The sequence below is a fragment of the Paenibacillus sp. YAE3 genome (assembly GCF_057546105.1).
This window is the reverse complement of the sequence record NZ_BAAIYF010000008.1, coordinates 251383-273646: the sequence shown is the minus strand read 5'-3', so window position 1 is coordinate 273646 and position 22264 is coordinate 251383. Positions and strand designations below refer to the sequence as shown.

At 55.1% G+C, this 22264-nt stretch carries 21 protein-coding genes; 19 read left to right on the top strand and 2 right to left on the bottom strand.

Annotation, left to right across the window (positions count from 1 at the left end):
- Window positions 1–169 precede the first annotated feature (169 nt).
- The 3 genes from AC27KL_RS17465 (at window position 170) to holA (ending at window position 3319) form a co-directional block, all read left to right on the top strand.
- Window positions 170–718: an RNA polymerase sigma factor gene (locus AC27KL_RS17465; protein ID WP_036715245.1), complete on the top strand. Its 549-nt coding sequence runs from the start codon at window positions 170–172 to the stop codon at window positions 716–718.
- A complete protein-coding gene (locus AC27KL_RS17460; RefSeq protein WP_487170478.1) occupies window positions 715–2019 on the top strand; it encodes a zf-HC2 domain-containing protein in 1305 nt (434 codons plus the stop codon). The genes AC27KL_RS17465 and AC27KL_RS17460 overlap by 4 nt, the downstream gene beginning before the upstream one ends.
- Before the next feature lie 280 nt (window positions 2020–2299).
- Window positions 2300–3319, top strand: a complete 1020-nt coding sequence (holA, locus tag AC27KL_RS17455; RefSeq protein WP_036715247.1) for a DNA polymerase III subunit delta — start codon at window positions 2300–2302, stop codon at window positions 3317–3319.
- 217 nt (window positions 3320–3536) lie between these two features.
- Here holA and AC27KL_RS17450 read toward each other — a convergent pair whose 3' ends face one another.
- Window positions 3537–4751 (bottom strand): MFS transporter, encoded by a 1215-nt coding sequence (locus AC27KL_RS17450; RefSeq protein WP_036715250.1) that lies wholly within the window; start codon window positions 4749–4751, stop codon window positions 3537–3539.
- A gap of 136 nt (window positions 4752–4887) precedes the next feature.
- Window positions 4888–5160, bottom strand: a complete 273-nt coding sequence (gene rpsT, locus AC27KL_RS17445; protein WP_036715251.1) for a 30S ribosomal protein S20 — start codon at window positions 5158–5160, stop codon at window positions 4888–4890.
- A gap of 157 nt (window positions 5161–5317) precedes the next feature.
- Between rpsT and gpr the strand changes: the two genes are divergently transcribed.
- The 16 genes from gpr to AC27KL_RS17365 all read left to right on the top strand — a co-directional run bounded on the left by gpr (window position 5318) and on the right by AC27KL_RS17365 (window position 22262).
- Entirely contained in the window at window positions 5318–6319 is a 1002-nt protein-coding gene (gpr, locus tag AC27KL_RS17440; protein WP_487170477.1) for a GPR endopeptidase, read from the top strand.
- 144 nt (window positions 6320–6463) lie between these two features.
- Entirely contained in the window at window positions 6464–7783 is a 1320-nt protein-coding gene (locus tag AC27KL_RS17435) for a stage II sporulation protein P (protein WP_487170476.1), read from the top strand.
- Window positions 7784–7824: 41 nt separating this feature from the next.
- A complete protein-coding gene (locus tag AC27KL_RS17430) occupies window positions 7825–8208 on the top strand; it encodes a hypothetical protein (RefSeq protein ID WP_487170475.1) in 384 nt (127 codons plus the stop codon).
- Between the two features lie 86 nt (window positions 8209–8294).
- The gene (gene lepA, locus AC27KL_RS17425) at window positions 8295–10112 is read left to right on the top strand and encodes a translation elongation factor 4 (RefSeq protein WP_212947251.1); all 1818 of its coding nucleotides are present in this window, start codon (window positions 8295–8297) and stop codon (window positions 10110–10112) included.
- A 155-nt stretch (window positions 10113–10267) separates the two neighbouring features.
- On the top strand, window positions 10268–11470 hold the full coding sequence (hemW, locus tag AC27KL_RS17420) for a radical SAM family heme chaperone HemW (protein ID WP_487170474.1): 1203 nt from the start codon (window positions 10268–10270) through the stop codon (window positions 11468–11470).
- A 126-nt stretch (window positions 11471–11596) separates the two neighbouring features.
- Window positions 11597–12064: an N-acetyltransferase gene (locus AC27KL_RS17415; RefSeq protein WP_487170473.1), complete on the top strand. Its 468-nt coding sequence runs from the start codon at window positions 11597–11599 to the stop codon at window positions 12062–12064.
- A gap of 277 nt (window positions 12065–12341) precedes the next feature.
- Window positions 12342–13376: a heat-inducible transcriptional repressor HrcA gene (gene hrcA, locus AC27KL_RS17410; RefSeq protein ID WP_339324055.1), complete on the top strand. Its 1035-nt coding sequence runs from the start codon at window positions 12342–12344 to the stop codon at window positions 13374–13376.
- A 17-nt stretch (window positions 13377–13393) separates the two neighbouring features.
- Window positions 13394–14938 carry a TCP-1/cpn60 chaperonin family protein gene (locus AC27KL_RS17405; RefSeq protein WP_487170472.1) on the top strand — a complete coding sequence of 515 codons (1545 nt, stop codon included), beginning with the start codon at window positions 13394–13396 and terminating at the stop codon, window positions 14936–14938.
- A gap of 65 nt (window positions 14939–15003) precedes the next feature.
- Window positions 15004–15612 (top strand): nucleotide exchange factor GrpE, encoded by a 609-nt coding sequence (gene grpE / locus AC27KL_RS17400; RefSeq protein ID WP_339324057.1) that lies wholly within the window; start codon window positions 15004–15006, stop codon window positions 15610–15612.
- Window positions 15613–15669: 57 nt separating this feature from the next.
- The gene (dnaK, locus tag AC27KL_RS17395; RefSeq protein WP_212947241.1) at window positions 15670–17517 is read left to right on the top strand and encodes a molecular chaperone DnaK; all 1848 of its coding nucleotides are present in this window, start codon (window positions 15670–15672) and stop codon (window positions 17515–17517) included.
- Window positions 17518–17630: 113 nt separating this feature from the next.
- Complete coding sequence (gene dnaJ, locus AC27KL_RS17390) at window positions 17631–18749, top strand: molecular chaperone DnaJ (RefSeq protein WP_212947240.1); 1119 nt, start codon at window positions 17631–17633, stop codon at window positions 18747–18749.
- Between the two features lie 182 nt (window positions 18750–18931).
- Entirely contained in the window at window positions 18932–19294 is a 363-nt protein-coding gene (locus AC27KL_RS17385) for a hypothetical protein (protein ID WP_212947238.1), read from the top strand.
- Between the two features lie 60 nt (window positions 19295–19354).
- Entirely contained in the window at window positions 19355–19555 is a 201-nt protein-coding gene (locus AC27KL_RS17380) for a YfhD family protein (protein ID WP_036712349.1), read from the top strand.
- Window positions 19556–19725: 170 nt separating this feature from the next.
- Entirely contained in the window at window positions 19726–20697 is a 972-nt protein-coding gene (gene prmA, locus AC27KL_RS17375; RefSeq protein ID WP_487170471.1) for a 50S ribosomal protein L11 methyltransferase, read from the top strand.
- The gene (locus AC27KL_RS17370; protein WP_487170470.1) at window positions 20697–21377 is read left to right on the top strand and encodes a site-2 protease family protein; all 681 of its coding nucleotides are present in this window, start codon (window positions 20697–20699) and stop codon (window positions 21375–21377) included. The genes prmA and AC27KL_RS17370 overlap by 1 nt, the downstream gene beginning before the upstream one ends.
- A gap of 120 nt (window positions 21378–21497) precedes the next feature.
- The gene (locus AC27KL_RS17365) at window positions 21498–22262 is read left to right on the top strand and encodes a 16S rRNA (uracil(1498)-N(3))-methyltransferase (RefSeq protein WP_339324061.1); all 765 of its coding nucleotides are present in this window, start codon (window positions 21498–21500) and stop codon (window positions 22260–22262) included.
- Window positions 22263–22264: the final 2 nt, after the last annotated feature.

The following is a 22264-nucleotide window of genomic DNA, read 5'->3' as shown; positions in this document are numbered from 1 at the left end:
CCTTAATTGGGGTTTGCCATCTTCTTTTTCCGAAGAAACGAGACCCGACACCTTCTTACGTACATAAGATATATCGGCCTTATCCATGTATAGAAAAAAGTTGGTTACAAATTGCAACAATTTGACACACTTGCACGTCTGTTAGATTGCAGGGAGAGGGGGATCCTTTGTGGTAGAGCAGGGACTCATAAGAGCCGCTCAATCGGGCGATCGCGACGCTCTAATCACCCTATTAAGAGAAATTGAGCATCAAGTGTACCGCACAGCCTACTATATTTTAAACGACGAACAGGATGCGATGGACGCTTCCCAGGAAGCGCTCATCCGCATCTACACGAAAATCGGCTCCTATGAAGAAAAGGCGCAGTTCAAAACCTGGGTTCAACGGATCGTGACCAACATTTGCATCGACAAATTCAGGCGCACGAAACCGACGGTTTCCATCGATGAGCATGAACTGGTTTTTCAGGACAAACAGAACGTGGAACGCACCGTCATGTCTTCGTACCTGGCCCAGGATATCAAGGAAGCCATCGACCAGCTGCCGGATCATCATAGAAGCGTGATCGTGCTAAGGTATTTGCAGGATTTTTCTTACAATGAAATTGCCGACTGCCTGAACCTTCCGCTGAACACGGTGAAGTCTTACCTGTTCAGGGCCAGGCAGCAGCTCCAGAATATGCTTCAAGAGCATCAGAAAGGTGGTGTATCAGGATGAAATGTCCAGAGGTGGTGGAGTGGATGCACCGTTATTTGGATTATGATTTAAGCGAGGAAGAAACCGTGCAGCTGTATGAGCATTTGAAACATTGTCCTGAATGTACGGAAACCTTTCGGATGCTGAAATCATTGTCCCGGGATCTTGAGGATTTGCCGAAGGTAACGCCCAAATTCAGCATTGTCGACGCCATCATGCCGCAACTGGAAGCCATCGACCAGGCCCGTCAGGAAAAAAGCGCTTCCCGCGAAGAGGAGCCTGCCGAGATGGTACCGGTACCCGCGCGTCCGGCGCGCAAAAGCAAATTCCGCAATTCGATCGTCGGACGTACGGCCATGGGGGCCGTAGCCGCGGTGATCATTTTGGGAGTGGCGATCTATAATTATTCTCCGAAACATCTGTCGACCGCGGAAGAGCCTGCTTTCAAAGAAGCGGGGCAAAAAACGGCCGAAAGCGCGACTTCGTCTGCCGATTCCACGACGGGCAGCGGCGGCGAGCGGCAGGATGTCGAGCCTAAACAGGAAATGCTCTACAGAAGCGACGGCGGCAGCGAGCCTGCGCAAGAAGATGCCGGCGCAGGCGATAGCGGCATGACGGAAATGAAAGCGCAGGACGCTTCCCCTCCGGAAGAGCCTGCGAAGGAACAGCCCGCCCGGTCCGAAACGCCTGCGGATCAGCAGAATTCCAAGGATGCCCGCAGCGCGGGCACGGAAACCGAAGCGACTGCTCCGAAAGACGATGCGGCGGCTAAAAAGCAAGTTCCCCCGGGAGACCTGAAGCCGAAACAAAACTACGCGCAGAAACCTGCCGAAGACGCGGCCAACCAGGATAAAACGGCGGCGAATCAAGATAAAGCCGCGGCGAATCAGGATCAGACCGCCGAGGATCAGGGAAAAGCGACCGCTTCGGGAAATGCGGGCGGCGACGGCGGGGCCAGCGGGGCCGGCCAAGATTCAGCGCAAGGCCAAGCGGTCGCGCCGGATCATCCGGACCAGGAGAAGTCCCTCGCCGATGAAAAAATAACCATGGGCATCAGCTCGATCAAAACCGCGGCGGTCCAGATCAATTCTCCGGACGGCAAATACGCGGCTTCCGTCGAAGACCGCAAGCTGGTCATTTATGCCCTTTCGGATCAGGACGGCCAGAAGAAGGCCGTCAAGACCATCGACCTGCCGGGCAACTGGGTAACCGGGGTCTGGTCTGCGGACAGCACGGTGTTTACTTACCAAACGGCCGATGACCAAGGAACGACGACGAGCAAAACCTATCGCGTCGACGACTCGAAGGTTTCGAATCCTTGACGAGGAATCCATGGGAGACCAAAAATAGAGATACAAACATGCACCAATACAAGAGATATGGAATAGGATATACCGACAGCATTGAACCAGGATCGTCGTGTAACCACTGGCGGCGGGGTTTCTAGAGCCCTGCCCGCCGGTGTTTATCATAGATGAGCTGGGACAGGGGGGCCTTCCTGCGGAGGGCCCCTCTGCTGTTTTCCCGGGCCTGGATTTTTGTTAATATAGTTAAGCAGGCCAAAACTTAAGCAGAGTTACATAGATGAAAGGGGGCTTAAGTATGGACGTGAAAACCGCGGTAAAGGCCGTGAAGCAGGGGGACATCTCTCCCGTGTACCTGTTGTACGGAACGGAAAAATACCAGATGAACGAATTTGTGTCTTTTCTCGTGGAGCAGACGATTTCCAAAGAAGAACGCGACTTTGCGCTTGTCCATTACGATTTGGCGGATACGCCCCTGCAGCAGGTGGTCGAAGAGGCGGAGATGGTGCCTTTTATGGTGCCGCGCAAGGTGATCCTCGTGCAGGATGCCTCCGTTTTTACGGCGGGCAAAGATCAGGGCAAAGTGGAGCATCGTCCGGAATCGCTCCTTGAATATATGAACAACCCGGCGGAATACAGCATCCTCGTTTTTATCGTAAACCAGGAGAAGCTTGACGAGCGCAAAAAGATCGTGAAAGCCGTCAAAAGCAGCGGCGCGCTTTTATCGTTTATGCCGCTTGGCAGCGAAGATTTGCTGAAATGGGTCGGCAAAAAAGCGAAGGAGCAGGACTGCACGTTTGAAGAAGGGGCCGCGGAGCTCGTCATCCGCAATGCGGGCACCCAGCTGCAGACGCTCGCCGCCGAGATCGACAAGCTCTGCTTGTACGCGGGCAAAGGCGGGATCATCCGCACCGACATGGTAGACCAATTGATCGCGCGCAGCACGGAACAAAACGTGTTTGCCCTTGTGGAGGATATCGCCAACCTAAGGGTAGACCGGGCGCTTTCGATCTTTTACGAGCTGCTGAAGCAGAAGGAAGAGCCGATCAAAATCGCCGCGCTGATCGCAAGGCAGTTTCGCATCATTCTTCAGGTCAAGGACCTGGCAGGGCAAAGTTTTTCCCAGCAGCAAATCGCTTCCCAGCTTGGCCTCCATCCCTACGCCGTCAAAATCGCCGGGGAGCAGGCACGGAAGTTTCAGGCGGCCCAGCTGAAGCAGATTTTGAGCCGTCTCGGCACGCTGGATTACCAAATGAAAACCGGAGCCGTCGACAAGGTGCTGGGCTTGGAATTGTTTTTGCTCAGATTGGCGGCATAAAAACGAAAGCGCAAAAAGGCTGAGGCCGATCGGTTACGGAAACCGGGACGGCTGACCGGCCTTTTTCGCGTTTGCTTAAGAAAAGTCGCGGCAGCCCGTCCTTCCGCCTAATCAAACGATCCGTTTTTATATCGGTTTCAAGGAAAAAAGCCCTCGTTCCGCTTAAAGCGGGCGAGGGCTTTCTGAGCCTCATACCGTGGCAGCCAAGGTAAGCGCTTTAGTGATTTATCGCCCTAGAGGACGAAGGCGTTTCCGTTTGGCGGCTGAATCGTCCGGACCACAAGGCAAGGCCCATCGTCAGCAGCAGCAAAATGCCGGTCAGCAAAAAGACCGTATGGATGCTGAACACGCCGCTGATGGCGCCGCCCGCAAGCGGGCCGAGCATGCCGCCCAGCTGGTTCGACGTCTGGCTCAAGCTGAAGGCCCTGCCGCGGAATTCGGCCGAAGTCGCACGTACCACCAGGCCGTTGAGGGCCGGGAATACCGCGCAGAAGAAACATCCGTACAAAAACCGGACGACCGAAAACGCCCAAATGTTATGGAAAGGAATTTGCAGCAGCGAGCCGACGCCTCCGGCAAACAACCCGATCAAAAGCACCTTCTGAAAGCCGATTTTATCCGCAAGTTTCCCCCAGCGGGAAGCGAACAGGATGCTGGCGATGCCGACCAGGGAAAAAATGATGCCGGCCAGAATCGAGGCGTCGGAAGCCGAATGGCCGATCTCCACGATGTAAAGCGGGAGCACCGGTTCGATGGTCATGACCGAAAACTGCGTAAACATCGTCAGCAGCAGCACGACCAGAAGCAGCTTGTTATCGGCGGCCAGCTTGATCGTGCTGAGCACGGACACGCGTCCTTTGCCGGGAACGAATTTTTCTTCCTTGACGTAAAAGATAACGAGCAGAGTGGCAAGAAAACAAAGCACCCCTGCGCTGGCGAACGCCAAGCGGTTATCGAAAAGCTTCGACAGCACGCCGCCAAGCAGCGGCCCCATGATGCTGCCCGTCGCCGTCGCGGTCGACATCGTAGAGAGGGCATAGCCGACTTTATGCTCGGGCGTGTTGGTGCCGACGATGGCGATCGCCCCGGGGATGAAGCCGGAAAGCAGGCCCTGCAGAATCCGCAAGATGAGCAGCTGAACCGGGCTGGTCACGAACGAAGTCAGGATATAAATGACGCACAGGACGAAACCGGCGCGAACGATCATCGCCTTGCGGCCGTATTTGTCGCCGACGGCGCCCCAGAACGGGGAGGATAGCGCCCCTGCCAAAAACGCGCTGCTGAACAGCAAGCCGGACCACATTTCAACGTTTTCGGTCGTGCCGATTTGGATGAGAAAGATCGGGAGAAACGGAACCACCATGGAGAAGCTTGAAGAGACGATAAAAGAACCGAACCATAAAACCCATAAGTTTTTCTTCCAGATTTCCATTGCTCGTCAACCTCCTGACTTGATGAGTGGGCTTGATTGCAGGAAAAATGTATGTACGGGATATTGAATCAAAAAGTCCTGACCAGCTGGATTGGCTGTTCAGGACTTTTCATTTTCATCGTATGGATAGCGCACCTTATGCTTGTGCAGTCAGGGCGTTCAGTTTTTGCGCCAAGCGGGATTTCTTGCGGCTTGCAGCATTTTTGTGGATGAGACCTTTTGTCACAGCCTTGTCCAGCTTCTGGGAAGCGGCTTGAACTGCAGCTTTAGCAGCTTCAACTTCGTTATTAGCCAGCGCGGCATCAGCAGCTTTCACGGCTGTGCGGAGCGCGGATTTTTGGGAAGCATTAAGCGCACGGCGTTTTTCGTTCGTTTTTACGCGTTTAACGGCGGATTTAATGTTTGGCATTGCATTCACCTCCTGTAAGGCATTCGAGAACTTCAAATGGTTCACAACTTAAAATAGTTTAGCATGGGGTACCGCAAAAAGCAATACTAAGGCTTGCATAATCGGAGGCCGCCTCCCGCACAATATAACGAAAAAGGCAAAGGAGGATGATTTTGAGATGGAATTGGATCTGCAAAAATACAACGTGCGCACCGATTTGGCGGTGGACGCCAGAGAGCTGGCCGCGAAGCAATATCCGGATTCGATCCCGGGCGTGGATGAAGAGGTATCGGAAAAGGACGGGATCAAGGTGACCCGGCTGAACGTGCTGACGGACGAAGGTTCGCAAGCGATCGGCCGCATCAAAGGCCATTACGTGACGCTGGAGGTGCCTGGACTTCGGAACGGCGATACCGGTTTGCAGGAACGGGTGACGGAGGCTTTTGCCAGGGAGTTCGAGGATTTTCTGACGCTGATCGGCATTCAAAAGAAAGACACGGTGCTTATCGTCGGCCTCGGAAACTGGAATGTCACGCCGGACTCGCTCGGCCCGCTCGTGGTGGAGAACGTGCTGGTGACCCGCCAATATTTTGAGCTGATGCCGGATCAGGTCGCGCCGGGTTACCGCCAAATCAGCGCGATCGCGCCGGGCGTGCTCGGCATTACGGGCATCGAATCGAGCGAAATCGTTCAGGGCATCGTCGACCGGACGAAGCCGGACCTGATCATCGCGATCGACGCGCTGGCCTCCCGTTCGCTGGAACGGGTGAACACGACGATCCAAATCGCCGATATCGGCATCCACCCGGGTTCGGGCATCGGCAACAAGCGGCGCGGCTTGACCAAAGAGGTGCTCGGCGTTCCCTGCATCGCCATCGGCGTGCCGACGGTATGTTATGCTTCGACGATCGTCAACAACGTGATGGAAATGATGAAGAAGCATTTCGGCGGGAACCAAGACCAGACGCGCGAAATCATGGGGCTGCTGGACAGCATCTCCGAAAACGAGCGGCTGGCCCTGGTCAAAGAGGTGCTGGAGCCGCTTGGCCATGACCTGATCGTCACGCCGAAAGAAATCGACGAATTTATCGAGGATATCGCCAACATCGTGGCCAGCGGATTAAACGCCTCGCTGCACGAGGCCGTGGATCCGGGCAATTCGGGAGCCTACACCCACTAGGACCGCTCGGCCGTTACGAACGAATCAGGAAGCCTGCGAATCTATCGCGGCTTCTTTTTTTCTCGCAAATATATCATTTTTGGTTCTAGCGAATCTTCCGGGCTCATAGTTTTGAAGTATAAGAGAGTTCAGGAGGACGACACAATGAGAAATGGATTTCGACTGTGGAATATCCGCAAATGGAGAACGAAGATGCTGCACATGCTGTCGATGGGGCGGACGTTTTTGCTGCTGATGCTCGGGTCGTTTCTATTTTTTGTCATGCTGGGGCTGGGCGGGATGGCGGAAAACAAATTGAACACCTCCCCCGTTTCGTCCATGAAAGGTTTTGCGGGATCGCTGTCCAGCGGGTTTTTTATGGACATGCTGGGCATGGAGGTGCCGCATCTGGATAAGGAAAAGGGAACGTCGGCGTTTTCGGGCGAAAAAATGACCACCTTCGTGTTCCAAATGCTGACGAGCGTGAATCCCCGCGATCCGAAAAGCCTGCTGGCCAAGGAAATGCCGGGCATGGGGACGACCGATCCGGTGCTGCTGAGAAGCGCCTCCGGCAACCGGAACTTAGACCCGCCCGAAGATTTCCATCTGCCGCCCGAACCCGAAACGGAGGCCAAAAGCGAGAAGCCGTCCAAAGCAGAGGAACCCAAAGAGGCGGAGAAGCCGCCGGCAAAAGAGCCCGAGCCCGGCGCCAAAAAAGAGCCCGGAAAGCCGGGAGCGGCCAAGCAGGAGCCGAAAGGGCAGGACAAAGCGCAGACGCCGCCCGCCGCAAACGCAGGCAAAAAGGTCGTGATGATCTACCACTCGCACCCGAGAGAGGCGTATAACCCGCTGCTGGGCAAAACCAGCGAGAACCCGAGCTCCACGTCGCCCGACAAAAACGTCATGCTGGTCGGGAAATACGTGGCCGACAAGCTGGAAAAGATGGGGGTAGGGGCGATCCATTCGCAAAAAGATTATATGTCGGCCGTTGATAATTACAATTATAACTATTCATATAAATATTCCCGTCAAACGGTTAAAGAGGCCATGGCGCAAAACAACGGGCTCGCCTACTTGATCGACATCCACCGGGATTCCCAAAAACACGGGAAAACGACTACGTCCATTCATGGACAAAATTATGCCCAGGTGTTTTTCATCATCGGCCACGCCAACAAAAACTGGCGGAAAAACGAGGCGTTCGCCAATGCCATCCACGAGCGTTTGGAGAAATCGTATCCGGGAATATCGCGCGGAGTTTGGGGCAAAACTTCATCTCAAGGCAACGGCGAATATAACCAATCCCTGTCGGAGCACAGCATTTTGATCGAAGTCGGCGGCATCGACAGCACCGAGGAAGAATTGAAGAGAACCGCAGACGTCCTGGCGCAAATGATCGCCGAAGTGTATTTCAAGGAACAAAAAGCGGAGAAAGCCAGCGCCGACAAGTCGGGTTCCGCGCAAAAAGCAGGGTCCGGCAGTTAATCCAAAGCGAAGACGGAAATGGATGGAAGGAGAGACCGGTCATGTCGAAATGGGCGAAAAGAATTTGGATGGTGGGCGTTTGGGCCGGCATCGGCGTGCTGGTCGGCATGCAGCTGGCAAGCTCCGGCGGGCCCGCCCCCGACTCCGGGAAAAACCCGGCATACGCAAGCACCCAAGCCGCGGCGGCGGGCAATGGACAAGCCCCTGCGCCCAAAAGCTCGAACCGTTTTAAGATCGAGGAAAAAGAGCCCGAGCAGGTCGAAGTGAAGGAAGACGGCCCGCAAACGCCGGAGCAAATTCTGTCGCCGGAGACGGGCAAACCGACGGTGGACGTTCTGGCGGACAAAACGGCCGGGCTGCTGCAAAATCTATCGCAAAAAGGCATCCGGCTGGTCGTCTCCGTCTTCGATTCCATCACCGAGTAATTCCGGCCCGCCAGTGGGATTGCCCGCCTTTATTTCAACTGCTATAATGAATTGATTGACACATCAGGCTGTTTTGGGGGTAGGGCATGACAGACGTACAAGCAAGGCAAAAAAATATTCGGAATTTCTGCATCATTGCACATATAGACCACGGCAAATCGACGCTCGCCGACCGGATTTTGGAGTACACCGGCGCGCTGACGTCCCGTGAAATGCAGGATCAGGTGCTCGATCAGATGGATTTGGAACGCGAACGCGGCATTACGATCAAGCTGCAGGCCGTACATCTTACATACAAGGCGGATGACGGCCAGGAATATTTGCTCAATTTGATCGACACGCCGGGACACGTCGATTTTACCTATGAAGTGTCGCGAAGCCTCGCCGCATGCGAAGGCGCGCTGCTCGTCGTGGACGCCGCGCAGGGAATCGAAGCCCAGACGCTGGCCAACGTGTACTTGGCTTTGGACAACAATTTGGAGATCATTCCGGTCATCAACAAAATCGACCTGCCGAGCGCCGATCCGGACCGCGTCAAGCAGGAGATCGAAGACGTCATCGGCCTCGACGCCAGCGAAGCCGTGCTTGCTTCGGCTAAGGCGGGGATCGGGATCAAGGAAATTTTGGAGCAGATCGTCAAGCAGGTTCCGCCGCCGTCCGGCGAAGCGGACGAGCCGCTGAAGGCCCTCATTTTCGACTCGCATTACGACCCGTACAAAGGCGTCATCGTTTATGTCCGCGTCGTCAACGGCAGCATTAAAGCCGGCTCCAAAATCAAAATGATGGCGACGAACAAAACGTTCGAGGTCATCGAAGTCGGGGCGTTCAAGCCGCGGATGACGATCGTGGACGAACTCAAGGTCGGCGACGTGGGCTTCATCGTGGCCGGCATCAAGCATGTCGGGGATACCCGGGTCGGCGATACCGTCACGGACGCGAAAAACCCGACGCCGGAGCCGCTGCCGGGCTACCGCAAAATCAATCCGATGGTATACTGCGGTTTGTACCCGATCGAAACGTCGGAATACAACGATTTGCGTGAAGCGCTGGAGAAGCTCCAGCTGAACGACGCGTCGCTCAGCTTCGAGCCGGAAACCTCGAGCGCCCTCGGCTTCGGCTTCCGCTGCGGATTCCTCGGACTCCTTCATATGGAGATCATCCAGGAGCGCATCGAGCGGGAATTCAACATTCCGCTCATCACCACGGCGCCGAGCGTTATTTACCGCGTTACGCTGACGAACGGCGACGTCATCGAGATCGACAACCCGTCGAACTATCCGGAAATCGGCAAAATCGATTCGGTGGAAGAGCCTTACGTCAAAGCGGCGATCATCGTGCCGAACGATTATGTCGGTACGGTCATGGAGCTGTGCCAGGGCAAACGCGGCGAATTCGTGAACATGGAGTACCTGGATACGACCCGGGTCACGATCACCTACGAAATCCCGCTGTCGGAAATCGTATACGATTTCTTCGACCAGCTGAAATCCGGAACCAAAGGGTACGCGTCGTTCGACTATGAAATGTCGGGGTACCGGAAATCCAATCTCGTGAAAATGGACATTTTGCTGAACGGCGAGCAGGTGGACGCATTGTCGTTTATCGTGCACCGCGACCGGGCTTACCAGCGCGGGCGGGTCATTTGCGAAAAGCTGCGCGAGCTGATTCCGCGCCAAATGTTCGAGGTGCCGATCCAGGCCTCCGTCGGAACGAAGGTCGTGGCCCGCGAAACCGTCAAAGCGATGCGCAAAAACGTCCTTGCCAAATGTTACGGCGGCGACATTTCGCGGAAGCGGAAGCTGCTGGAGAAACAAAAGGAAGGCAAAAAACGCATGAAGCAGGTCGGCTCCGTCGAAGTGCCGCAGGAAGCGTTCATGGCCGTCCTGAAAATCGACGACAACTAAGTTCAATGTGACGGAAGAGCCGCTGGAGCGGCTTTTCCCATGATTATAGGGCGTGTTCGTTTTCATTCCCGAAAAAGGATGCGCCGCTTTCGGAGCTTTAGCCCCACAGGGTTGGGGCTTTTTTAAAATGTACAGAACAAGGAGGGAATTGAACCATGACAGCATTACAGCCGCAAACGGCGAGCGACCGATCCCAAGGAACACCGAAACCGCAGGCGGTCTATCTTCACATTCCCTTTTGCACGAACAAGTGCTTTTATTGCGATTTCAATTCCTACGTGCTGAAAAATCAGCCGGTCATGGAATATTTGCAGGGGCTTGAACGCGAAATGGAACGGACCGTCAAGGAGGTTCCTCCGGGCGTCATCCGGTCCATTTTCGTCGGCGGCGGCACGCCGACCGTGCTGAAGCCGGACGAGATGGCCTACTTCCTGAAGACGGTCCGCACCTATTTTCCGGATTGGGCCGAAGACATCGAGTTTTCGATGGAGGCGAACCCGGGTACGACGGACCTCGAAAAGCTGTCGGTCATGCGCGAAGGCGGCGTCAACCGCGTCAGCTTCGGCGTGCAATCGTTCCAGAACGAGCTGCTTCAGGGCATCGGGCGCATCCATGATACGGACGACGTGTACCAAAGCCTCGAAAACGCCCGCAAAGCCGGCTTCGAAAACCTGTCGATCGACCTGATGTTCGGCCTGCCGAACCAGACGGTGGAGATGCTCGCGGAAAGCGTGGACAAAGCGCTGGCGCTCGACCTGCCGCATTATTCCATTTACAGCCTGAAGGTCGAGGAAAACACGCTTTTCCATACGATGTACAAAAAAAACCAGCTGCCGCTCCCAAGCGAAGACGAAGAGCTGAAAATGTACCTTCTATTAATGGAGCGGATGAAAAAAGCCGGCTACGTGCAATATGAGATCAGCAATTTTGCCAAACCCGGTTACCACAGCCGTCACAACATGGCTTATTGGCTGAACGAAGATTATTACGGACTTGGGGCGGGGGCCCACGGCTATGTCGGGCGCCGGCGCCACATGAACATTAAAGGGGTCAACCCGTATACGGAAGCGACGAAGGAAGGGCTGCCGCGGCTGGAGTCGTTCGAAGTTTCCCGCGAGGAAGCGATGGAGGATTTCATGATGGTCGGCCTGCGCGTGCTGAGCGGGGTGTCGAACCGCCATTTCGAGGAGCAGTTCGGAGTCCGGATCGAAGACGTGTTTGCGGAGCCGCTGCATAAAATGCTGGATGCGGGCCTGCTTGAACCGACGGATGCGGGATACCGCCTCAGCGAAAAGGGGCTCTTGTTCGGAAACGACGTATTCGGCGAATTTATCGGCTATTTGACGATCAAAGAATAGGCTTGCACTTCTATACGCGATGTTGTATATTTATTCATATTATAAAACAGCGACGCGTAGAGGATGCGCAAATGTCCCCGGGCTACAGCCTGTTTTGCCCCATCCTCGAATAGGAGGAGAAGTAGGATGCCGGCTGTAGTGACGTGCAGGGTTGCGGTCCCGGAGGATATCGAGCCGCTTTTTCAGATGATCGATGGATATGCGAAAAAAGGGATTATGCTGCCCCGGTCCCGCAAGGTGCTGGAGAAGCAGCTCGACCAGTTCGTCGTGGCGGAAGTGGACGGCGCCGTCATCGGCTGCGGCTCGTTATGCCGCCTCGGAAACGACTTGGTCGAAATCCGGTCCCTGGGGATCATGGACGGGTACAAGGGACTCGGCATCGGTTCGATGCTCGTAAACAAGCTGACCGAAGAAGCCAGACGGCAGGGCATTCCGAAAATCATGGCGTTGACGTACGAGGTATCCTTTTTCGTGAAAAACGGCTTTTCGGTCGTGGAGAAGGAGATCTTTCCGGAAAAGGTGTGGACCGACTGCGTGAACTGCAGCAAGCAGTCCTGCTGCGACGAGATCGCCGTGCTGAAGATGCTGGATTAATACCGTTTATGGAGATCAAACGTGGACCGCTTTCAAGCAAACCCGGTGTTCAGGGTTGTGAGGAAGCGGTTTTTGCGTCAGGTGAGGGACTTGACCGTGAAGAATGAAGAACAGGGCGCCTTAAACCGCCAATCGTGACACAAGCACAGAATCCCCCGCACATGCCGAACCGACTTGACAATGCTCAGGTCAGTTTGGTATTTTTGTAGTAGCGGTTAGCACTCATTGCAGTAGAGTGCTAACGATGCAAAATGAACGACCAAAGGGAGGGGAAGACATGCTAACCGAACGCCAAAGATTAATTCTGAATGCCATCGTGGACGATTACATCCGTTCTGCGGAACCTGTCGGCTCGCGCAGCATATCGAAACGGGGAGATGTCGGCTTTAGTCCTGCGACCATACGTAACGAAATGGCTGATTTGGAGGAGCTTGGTTTCTTGGAGCAGCCACATACATCGGCCGGGCGCATCCCTTCTCATAAAGGTTATCGATATTACGTGGACCACCTTGATCCGACGTACCAGAATTTTTCCGCCGAGCTGCGCACGCTGCGCGCTTTTTTCGCGGAAAAGCTGAACGCCACGGAGCAGGTGATCCAGCATGCGGCCATGATTCTTTCCAATATCACCAACTACACTTCCATCCTGCTTGGGCCGGAAGTTTTTCATACGTCATTGCGTCATTTTCAGCTGCTATCCTTGAACGAAACGACCGCAGTGGCGATTATCGTGACCAGCACGGGCCAGGTCGAAAGCAAAACCGTGTCCGTGCCGCCAGGCGTTTCCGTTTCGGAAATGGAAAAAGTGGTCAACCTGCTGAACAACAAGCTGGTGAACGTTCCGCTCTACAAGCTGAAAACGAGGCTTTATCGCGAGCTCGGCCAGGAAATGCAGCGTCATTTGACCAATTTCGAAGAGATCATGAGCATCCTGGACAACATATTCGTCGAAGAAGAGTCCGACCAGCGCGTGTATTTGAGCGGCGCGACGAATATGCTTACGCAGCCCGAGTTCAAAGACGTCGAGAAAGTGAAGGATATTTTGGATCTTCTTGAAGAGACGCCGACGCTGACGAAAATGATGGCTTCGATGCAGGGGGCGGCCGGGGTTCAGGTGCGGATCGGCACCGAAAACGACCACGAGGCGTTTGCCAACTGCAGCCTGATCACGGCGACCTATTCGCTCGACGGGGAAGCGCTCGGAACGATCGGCATTTTGGGCCCTACGCGGATGGAATACGCCAAGGTGATGAGCCTGCTCGGCATTTTGTCCAAGGATCTGACCGCGATGCTGTCGAAGCTGAATAAATAAGGGAGGCTGGAAGACGGATGAGTCAAGGTCAGCAGCCGGTGCGTGAAGGCGAGGAACGTTACGCTTCGCTGCTTAACAACAGCAATGCCGTTCGCGCCGTCACCTCGGCGGTCGAAGGAACCCTCGGACCCAAAGGGCTTGACGTCATGCTGGTGGGAGACCGCGGGGAAGTGATCATTACCAACGACGGGGTAACCATCCTCGATAAAATGGACGTCAGCCATCCTGCGGCCAGGCTCCTGATCCAGGTGGCCCGGTCGCAGCAGCAAAAAGTCGGGGACGGCACGACGACGGCCACCGTCCTGGCCGGAGCGCTCGTTCAGGAAGGCGTCGCCCAAATCGTCAAAGGGGTGCCTGCATCCAAAGTCGTGGCCGGCATGCAGCAGGGCGTCCGCATGGCGGCCGATTCCCTCCGGAGCAGGGCGAGGGAGATCGGCGACCTGGACGATCCTTTGCTGGCCAAAGCCGTCTATGTTGCCGGCAGGGAGCGGGAGGAGATCGTCTCGCTTGTCATGGAAGCAGCCGGGATCGTCGGGCTGCGCAAGCTGAGAGATCCTTCCTATTCCCTCGCCGAAGCGGTTACGGCCCATGAAAAAGGCAATAATGAAGTATTTGAAGGACTTTTGCTGAGACAGGCGCCTTTGTATCCGCATGATGCCCCGGATCTTTCCGATACCCGTATCCTTGTTTTGCACGATGCGCTCGAGCCGGAAACGTTGGATGAGGAAGTGTTGACGACCGAGGCTGGTTTTGCCCGCTATATGGAGCTGCGGGAACGATTTGCCCGCGATTTGCATGTGCTGGCGGAACTTGGCGTTGGCCTGATTTTGCTTGAAAAGGGAATACATCCGGATGCTGAGCAGTTCTGCATGGACCACGGCATCATGGTGGTTCCCCGGGTAAGCCGGAAGGACCTGGCCCGCGTCAGCCTGATGACGGGAGCCGTGCCGCTGCGGCGGACGGCTTTACATAAGGAGCCGGAGTCGTTGTCAAGACAGCTCGGCTTTACTCCGCAGGCGCGTTACGACGAACAGCTGGAGCGCGTACGGATCCGCAGCGGCGGACAGAAGGAAGACCCTGTCGTCACGCTGATCGTCGGGGCCAGCACGGCCGAGGTCGTCGGCGAAGCGGCCCGGATTGCCGCGGATGCGGCCTCCGCGCTGCAGGCGGCTATCTCCGGCGGGATTCTGCCCGGCGGCGGGACCGCGGAGCTTGCCGTTTCCTATGAGCTGGAGCGCCGACGCGAGGCGGTGAAGGGGATGGAAGCCTACGGCATTGCCGCCGTGGCCGCCGCCCTGCGCAAGCCGATGGCTCAAATTCTGCTAAACGCCGGCTACAATCCGCTCGAAAAAATGGAAGAGGCCCGTGCCGCGCAGCTGGCTGAACATTGCGACGGCATGGGCATCGATTGCGATACCGGGCTTGTCATCCATTACGAGGATCAAGGCATCGTCGATCCCGCGCTCGTTAAAATCCATGGACTGCTGACGGCCGGCGAAGTCGCTGCGGCCGTGCTGCGCATTCATAACGTCATCAAGATGCGAGGCGGCCGAAATGAATGAACGTCGCTAAAGAAAAGTAAGTTTGACGCCAAAAAGATAGAGCATATTAAGGAGGTGAAGACATCTTGAAAGAAAACCAGCAATTTCAAGAAAACGAAAACGAACTGAATGAAAACCAAAACATCGAGGAAGCGGCCGAACAAGAAAAAGCGGCTGCCGAGGCGGGCACAGATGCTTCTTCTGCGGAAGAGGAACATGCGGGAGCGGTTGACCCGGCGCAGCTTCAAAGCGAGGTACAGCGTCTTCAATCGCTTGCCGACGAATATCAGCAGCGCGCACTGCGGACCCAAGCGGATTTTGACAACTTCCGCAAACGGACCTTGAAGGAAAAAGAGGATTTTGCTAAATACGCTTCCTCCAAGCTGATTACGGAACTGCTGCCGATTATCGACAATTTTGACCGGGCGATCTCCGCTGCCGGCGACACTGCCGAAATCGAATCTTTCGCCAAGGGCGTGAACATGATTTTCCGCCAGCTCGAAGGCGTGCTGAAGGCCGAAGGCCTTGAAGCGATGGATTCGGTAGGAAAGCCGTTTAACCCCGAATTCCATCAAGCGATCATGCAGGTGGAAAGCGACGAATACGAAGAAGGCATCGTCGTTGAGGAAGTCCAAAAGGGCTACATGCTCAAGGACAGAGTGCTGCGACCGGCCATGGTCAAAGTCAGCATGTAATTCGGCGGCTTTTGAATATAAAGCGTCTGATTCATAAATGAAGGAGGATATTTTCTCATGAGTAAAGTTATCGGTATTGACCTTGGAACAACCAACTCCTGCGTAGCCGTGATGGAAGGCGGCGAAGCCGTCGTCATCCCGAACCCGGAAGGCGCGCGCACGACCCCTTCGGTCGTCGGTTTCAAAAAAGACGGTGAGCGCATCGTCGGCGAAACGGCAAAACGCCAGGCCATTACGAACCCTGACCGTACCATCATCTCCATCAAACGCCATATGGGCTCCAACCACAAGGAAGTCATCGACGGCAAAGAATATACGCCGCAAGAAATTTCGGCGATGATTTTGCAGAAGCTGAAATCCGATGCCGAAGCCTATCTGGGACAGCCGGTGACCCAAGCGGTCATTACGGTTCCTGCATACTTTAACGACAGCCAGCGCCAAGCAACGAAAGACGCGGGCAAAATCGCGGGCCTGGAAGTTCTCCGGATCGTCAACGAACCGACGGCGGCGGCGCTGGCCTACGGCCTCGAAAAATCGGAAGACCAAACGATCCTGGTTTATGACCTTGGCGGCGGTACGTTCGACGTATCCATCCTGGAACTGGGCGACGGCTTCTTCGAAGTAAAAGCGACCAGCGGCGACAACCACCTGGGCGGCGACGACTTCGACCAAGTCATCATCGATTACCTCGTCAACGAGTTCAAAAAAGAACAAGGCATCGACCTGAGCAAAGACAAAGCTGCCGTTCAGCGTCTGAAAGACGCGGCGGAAAAAGCGAAAAAAGAACTTTCCGGCGTACTGACCACGACGATCTCCCTGCCGTTCATCACGGTCGTCGACGGCGTTCCTCAGCACTTGGAAGTGAACCTGACCCGGGCCAAATTCGAAGAGATCTCCGCAGACCTCGTCGAACGTACGCTGGGTCCTACCCGTCAAGCGCTCAGCGATGCGGGCATGACTCCGAACGACATCGACAAAGTCGTGCTTGTCGGCGGCTCGACGCGTATTCCTGCCGTTCAGGAAGCGATCAAAAAGCTGACGGGCAAAGAGCCTCATAAAGGCGTAAACCCTGACGAAGTCGTCGCGCTAGGCGCAGCGGTGCAAGCCGGCGTGCTGACGGGCGACGTCAAAGACGTCGTATTGCTGGACGTCACTCCGCTGTCCCTCGGTATCGAAACCGCAGGCGGCGTATTCACGAAAATGATCGAGCGCAACACGACGATCCCTACAAGCAAATCGCAGATTTTCTCCACGTACGCCGACAACCAGCCAAGCGTGGAAATCCATGTCCTGCAGGGCGAACGCCAAATGGCGGCCGGCAACAAAACGCTGGGACGCTTTATGCTTGGGGACATCCCTCCGGCACCACGCGGCGTGCCGCAAATCGAAGTTACGTTCGACATCGACGCGAACGGGATCGTCAACGTGTCCGCTACGGATAAAGGCACGAACAAAACGCAAAAAATCACGATCACTTCTTCCAGCGGCCTCAGCGACGAGGAAGTGGAACGCATGATGAAAGACGCCGAGGCGCATGCCGAGGAAGACCGCAAACGCAAAGAATTGGTTGAAGCGAAAAACAACGCCGACCAGCTCGTATATTCCACCGAAAAAACGATCAAGGACCTTGGCGACAAAGTCGATGCGGCGGAAGTGGAAAAAGCGAACGCAGCCAAAGACAAAGTGAAAGCGGCGATCGAATCCGACGACCTCGAGCAAATCAAAAAAGCAACTGAAGAGTTGACCGAAATCGTGCAGCAGCTTTCCGTGAAGTTGTATGAGCAAGCGGCTCAGGCTCAGCAAGGCGCAGAAGGGGCCCAAGGCGGCCAGGAAGGCGCAGCTAAAAAGGACAACGTGGTCGACGCGGATTACGAGGTTGTTGACGAGGATAAAAAACAAGGTTAACCTTAAGAAAGTTATGTTCAGGAAGGGAAGGTCAAAGCCGGGGCATCCCAGGTGCTTCGGCTTTCCTTTTTCCATGAGCGGCATATTCCAGAGGACACAACGGGGGTGGAAGAGTGGCTGATAAGCGTGATTATTATGAGGTGCTTGGCGTCGGGAAAAACGCTTCGGAAGACGAAATCAAAAAAGCTTACCGCAAGCTGGCCCGCCAATATCACCCGGACGTCAACAAAGCGGCTGACGCCGAAGCCAAGTTCAAGGAAGTCAAGGAAGCTTATGACGTGCTCAGCGACAGCCAAAAACGCGCCACTTATGACCAGTACGGACATATCGATCCGAACCAGGGCATGGGCGGAGGATTCCAGGGAGCGGATTTTGGCGGCTTCGGCGACATTTTCGACATGTTTTTCGGCGGCGGCGGCCGCCGCGACCCGAATGCGCCGCAGCGGGGGAATGACCTTCAATATACGATGACCATCGAATTCAAGGAAGCGGTATTCGGCGTGGAAAAGGATATTACGATTCCGCGCACGGAAAACTGCGACACCTGCCATGGAACCGGCGCCAAGCCGGGCACGAAACCGCAAACCTGTTCCGTGTGCCACGGCTCCGGCCAGCAGGAAGTGGTACAAAACACGCCGTTCGGGCGCATGGTGAATCGCCGCAGCTGTTCGAACTGTAACGGCACCGGCCAGATCATCAAGGATAAATGCTCGACTTGCGGCGGCAGCGGCAAAGTGAAAAAGCAGCGCAAAATTCATGTCAAAATTCCTGCCGGCGTGGACGACGGCGCCCAGCTCCGCATGACGGGAGAAGGCGAAGGCGGCCTGCGCGGCGGCCCTTCGGGCGACCTTTACATCGTCATTCGGGTCAAATCCCATGATTTCTTCGAACGCGAAGGGGACGACATCTACTGCGAAATTCCGCTGACCTTCGCCCAAGCCGCGCTTGGGGACGAGATCGAAATCCCGACGTTGACGGAAAAAGTGAAGCTGAAAATCCCTGCGGGCACCCAAACGGGAACTTATTTCCGTTTGCGGGGCAAAGGCGTTCCGCGCCTGCGCGGCATCGGGCAAGGCGACCAGCACGTGAAGGTCGTCGTCGTTACGCCAAGCAAGCTGAGCGATGAGCAGAAGGAGCTGCTTCGCCAGTTTGCCGCCCTTGACGGCGAGCAGACGCACGAGCATGAACAATCGTTTTTCGACCGCATGAAACGCGCTTTCCGCGGGGAATAATGGATATATAAGCACGACGGGGAACCGGCCATTTGTTGGCCGGTTTTTTTTCGTGTCCAAAGCCGGCTAGCCGCGCTTTCGGAATCCGGCGCATATTCGGTCCGCATAAGGCAAAATCTAACCAAAGGCAAAGAAAGCCTATGCAACAGCCAAGGAAGACATACGACAGGCAGGTGAGCGTTTTGAGCGAAAAAAATATTTTGGCATATTTCAAAAGCCCGGAAGAAGCCGAAAGCGTGTCCCGGAAGCTGCAATCGCTGCGCGTCGTGGACATGTCGATCGACCGCTTCAGCATGTACCCGGGGACCGATCCTTATGGGGACCGGAACCTCACCGGCATGGATAGCCTGAGCTCCGTGACGTTCGGGAACACGATCGGCGGCGATGCCGGGGTGCTGGCGGCCACGAACACGTCGGCCAGCGGCATGAGCGACGGGGGCCAAGGAGGTCCAACCGGACGGGATATTTTGCTGACCGTCGTGGTCGAGGAAGAATCCTTCGATAAAGCGATGAAAATTATCGAAGAAGCGGGCGGATTTGTGTAACTTTTCCAAAGGATGGCTGTCTTGAAGACATGTTTACCAATTCGAAAGAGGTGCAAAATCATGGCAAGCCGTGATAAAAAGGGACGCATTATGACCAAAACGGAAAAAATCAAGGAACTGATGTCCATGAAAAACGAAGACGTCGAATTTTCCGGGGCGCTTGCCGACGCGGACGACGTGGAAGCGATCCGCCGCAGCGAAGCCGCCGACGAGCGCCAGCTGCGCAAGATGGATGACGGCTGGACCTCCCCTAAACCTTGATGCGGGAATCCGCCTCGATAACCGTGCACAAGCTGACAAAGCCTGGGCGCGGTTATTTTTTTCGCAGGGAATCGAAGGTTAACGGCTAATTTCCTTAAAATTTTGTACTCGGCAGCCCATGTATAGTACAATAAAAGCTATGCACGAGTTGAGGAGGAAGATGAATTACGATGTTATGGCATGAATTGACGATACATACGACTGAGGAAGCCGTGGAGATGATTTCCAATTTCCTGCATGAAGCCGGGGCAGGCGGCGTTTCGATCGAAGAATCCGGTTCGTTGAACAAAAAGCGCGACACGTCTTACGGTCAATGGTACGAGGTGCCGCTTAACGATATTCCTGAAGGACAAGCCGAAATCAAAGGATATTTTTCGGAAGAATCCAAGGTGGAGGACATTTTGGAGGAAGTGAAGCATAGAATCGAAGGGCTGCGCGAGTTTGAGATCGATCCGGGAGATGTCCGTTACGAGATCAAAACGGTCAACGAGGATGATTGGGCGACCGCCTGGAAGCAGTATTTCAAGCCGCTGCGCGTCTCCGACCGGCTGACGATCAAACCGACCTGGGAGGAATACGAGCCGGAGCATGAAGCCGAAAAAATCATCGAGCTGGACCCCGGCATGGCATTCGGCACGGGCACCCATCCGACTACGGCGTTATGCCTGCGGACGCTTGAGAAGGTGATCAAAGGCGGAGAAGAAATCATCGACGTTGGAACGGGTTCGGGCATTTTGTCCATCGGGTCGGTGTTGCTCGGGGCAAAACATGTGCTTGCCCTGGACCTGGACCCCGTGGCGGTGTCCAGCGCGCGCGAAAATACGGCACTGAACGGCATGGAGCGGCAGATTACAGTAAAAGAAAGCGATCTGCTGGGGCTGCTAAGCGGCGGCAACGGAAGCGAGCTGGGAATCACGCTGCCGGTTGACATCGTCGTGGCCAACATTTTGGCTGAAATCATTTTGCTGTTCATCGATGACGTGTATCAGGCGCTTAAGCCGGGCGGCGTTTATATCGCGTCGGGCATTTATAAAAATAAAGTGGAAATCGTACAGCAGGCACTTGAGGATTCCGGTTTTACCATTGAGGACGTATGCCGCGATGAGGACTGGGTCGCATTTGTAGCTAGAAAGAGGTCATAATGGATTTTTTGAACAAAATACTCAGCGTACCGCTCGAACAGCTCCCTTTTTATTTGGTCGTGCTGGTCATCGCCTTTACGGTGCATGAATTTTCGCATGCTTATTTTGCCTATAAATTCGGCGATCCGACGGCAAAGCTGCTGGGCCGGGTTACGTTAAATCCCGCCGTTCACTTCGACCTGCTCGGGATCATCTTGCTCCTGATTGCCGGCTTCGGCTGGGCGAGGCCCGTTCCGGTCAACCGCGACAATTTCAAAAGCCCGCGCTTGATGGGCGTGGTCGTGTCGGCCGCAGGTCCTTTGAGCAACTTTTTCCTGGCAGTCGTCGGCACGTTCATCTATTCGCTGCTCATCAGCACGGGCGTGCTGGCGTCGATTTCGAATGAAAAGCTGCTGGAAGCGATCATGATGTTTTTCCAGCTGTTCGGACTGATGAACTTTTTCCTGTTTTTGTTTAACCTTATTCCGCTGCCGCCACTGGACGGCTACCGGATCGTGGAGGATCTCGTTCCTCGCCGCGTAAGGGGCAAGCTGCAGCAGGTGGAGCAGTGGTCGGTGTTTATCTTTTTGCTCATTTTGTTTATTCCGGTGCTTCGAGAATATACGATTTCGCCTCTCTATCTGTTGGCAAAAAATTTATATTACCACTTCATGCAGGTCTTTTTGCATATTTTGTCATAGGCCGGGGCGCCCGACCGGTAAACATGTACTGGTCACAAGCCGGGCAAATGTTGTATGATGAGGATTGTGATTTTTTTAAATTCAGGATTTTTGCAAAATCTTCAATAGGATGTTGATGACATGCAGCGGTATTTCGTATCGCCCGAGCAGTTCAAGGAAAATACAGTGGACATATCCGGCGAGGATGCGCGCCATATTTCGAAGGTCATGCGCGGCAAAAGCGGGGATCAGTTCATCGTCAGCGACGGCGTGTCCCGCGAGGCGCTCGTCGAAATTGCGTCGATCGAATCCGGCACGGTCACGGCGGCCATCGTCCGGCCGCTGGAGATGACGCACGAGCCCGCCGTGAAGGTAACGATTGCGCAGAGCCTGCCGAAAGGGGACAAGATGGAGACCGTCATCCAGAAATGCACCGAAATCGGCGCGGTTTCCTTCGTTCCGTTCATTTCGGAGCGGACGATCGTCCAGTACGATGCCAAAAAGGAATCCAAGCGGCTGGAGCGCTGGAACAAAATCGCGAAAGAAGCGGCCGAGCAAAGCCACCGGAATACGGTTCCGCGGGTTGCGCAGCCGCTTGGCTGGAAGCAGCTTTTGGCGACGTTCCGCAACTACGATGCCGTTTATTTTTGCTATGAGAAGGAAGAAGGCCTCCAACTGCGGGATGCGTTGAAACCGTTCATCGGCGTCATGCCGGCGGACCGTTCGCCGCGCGTGCTGCTCCTCGTCGGTCCCGAAGGCGGGTTCAGCGAGGAGGAATGCCGTCAAGCGGAGGAAGCGGGAGCGGCCAGCGTCGGTCTCGGCAAACGGATCCTGCGCTGTGAAACAGCGGGTATGGTTGCCCTTGCATGCATACTTTACGAATCCGGAGAAATGGGGGGAGTTTGAAA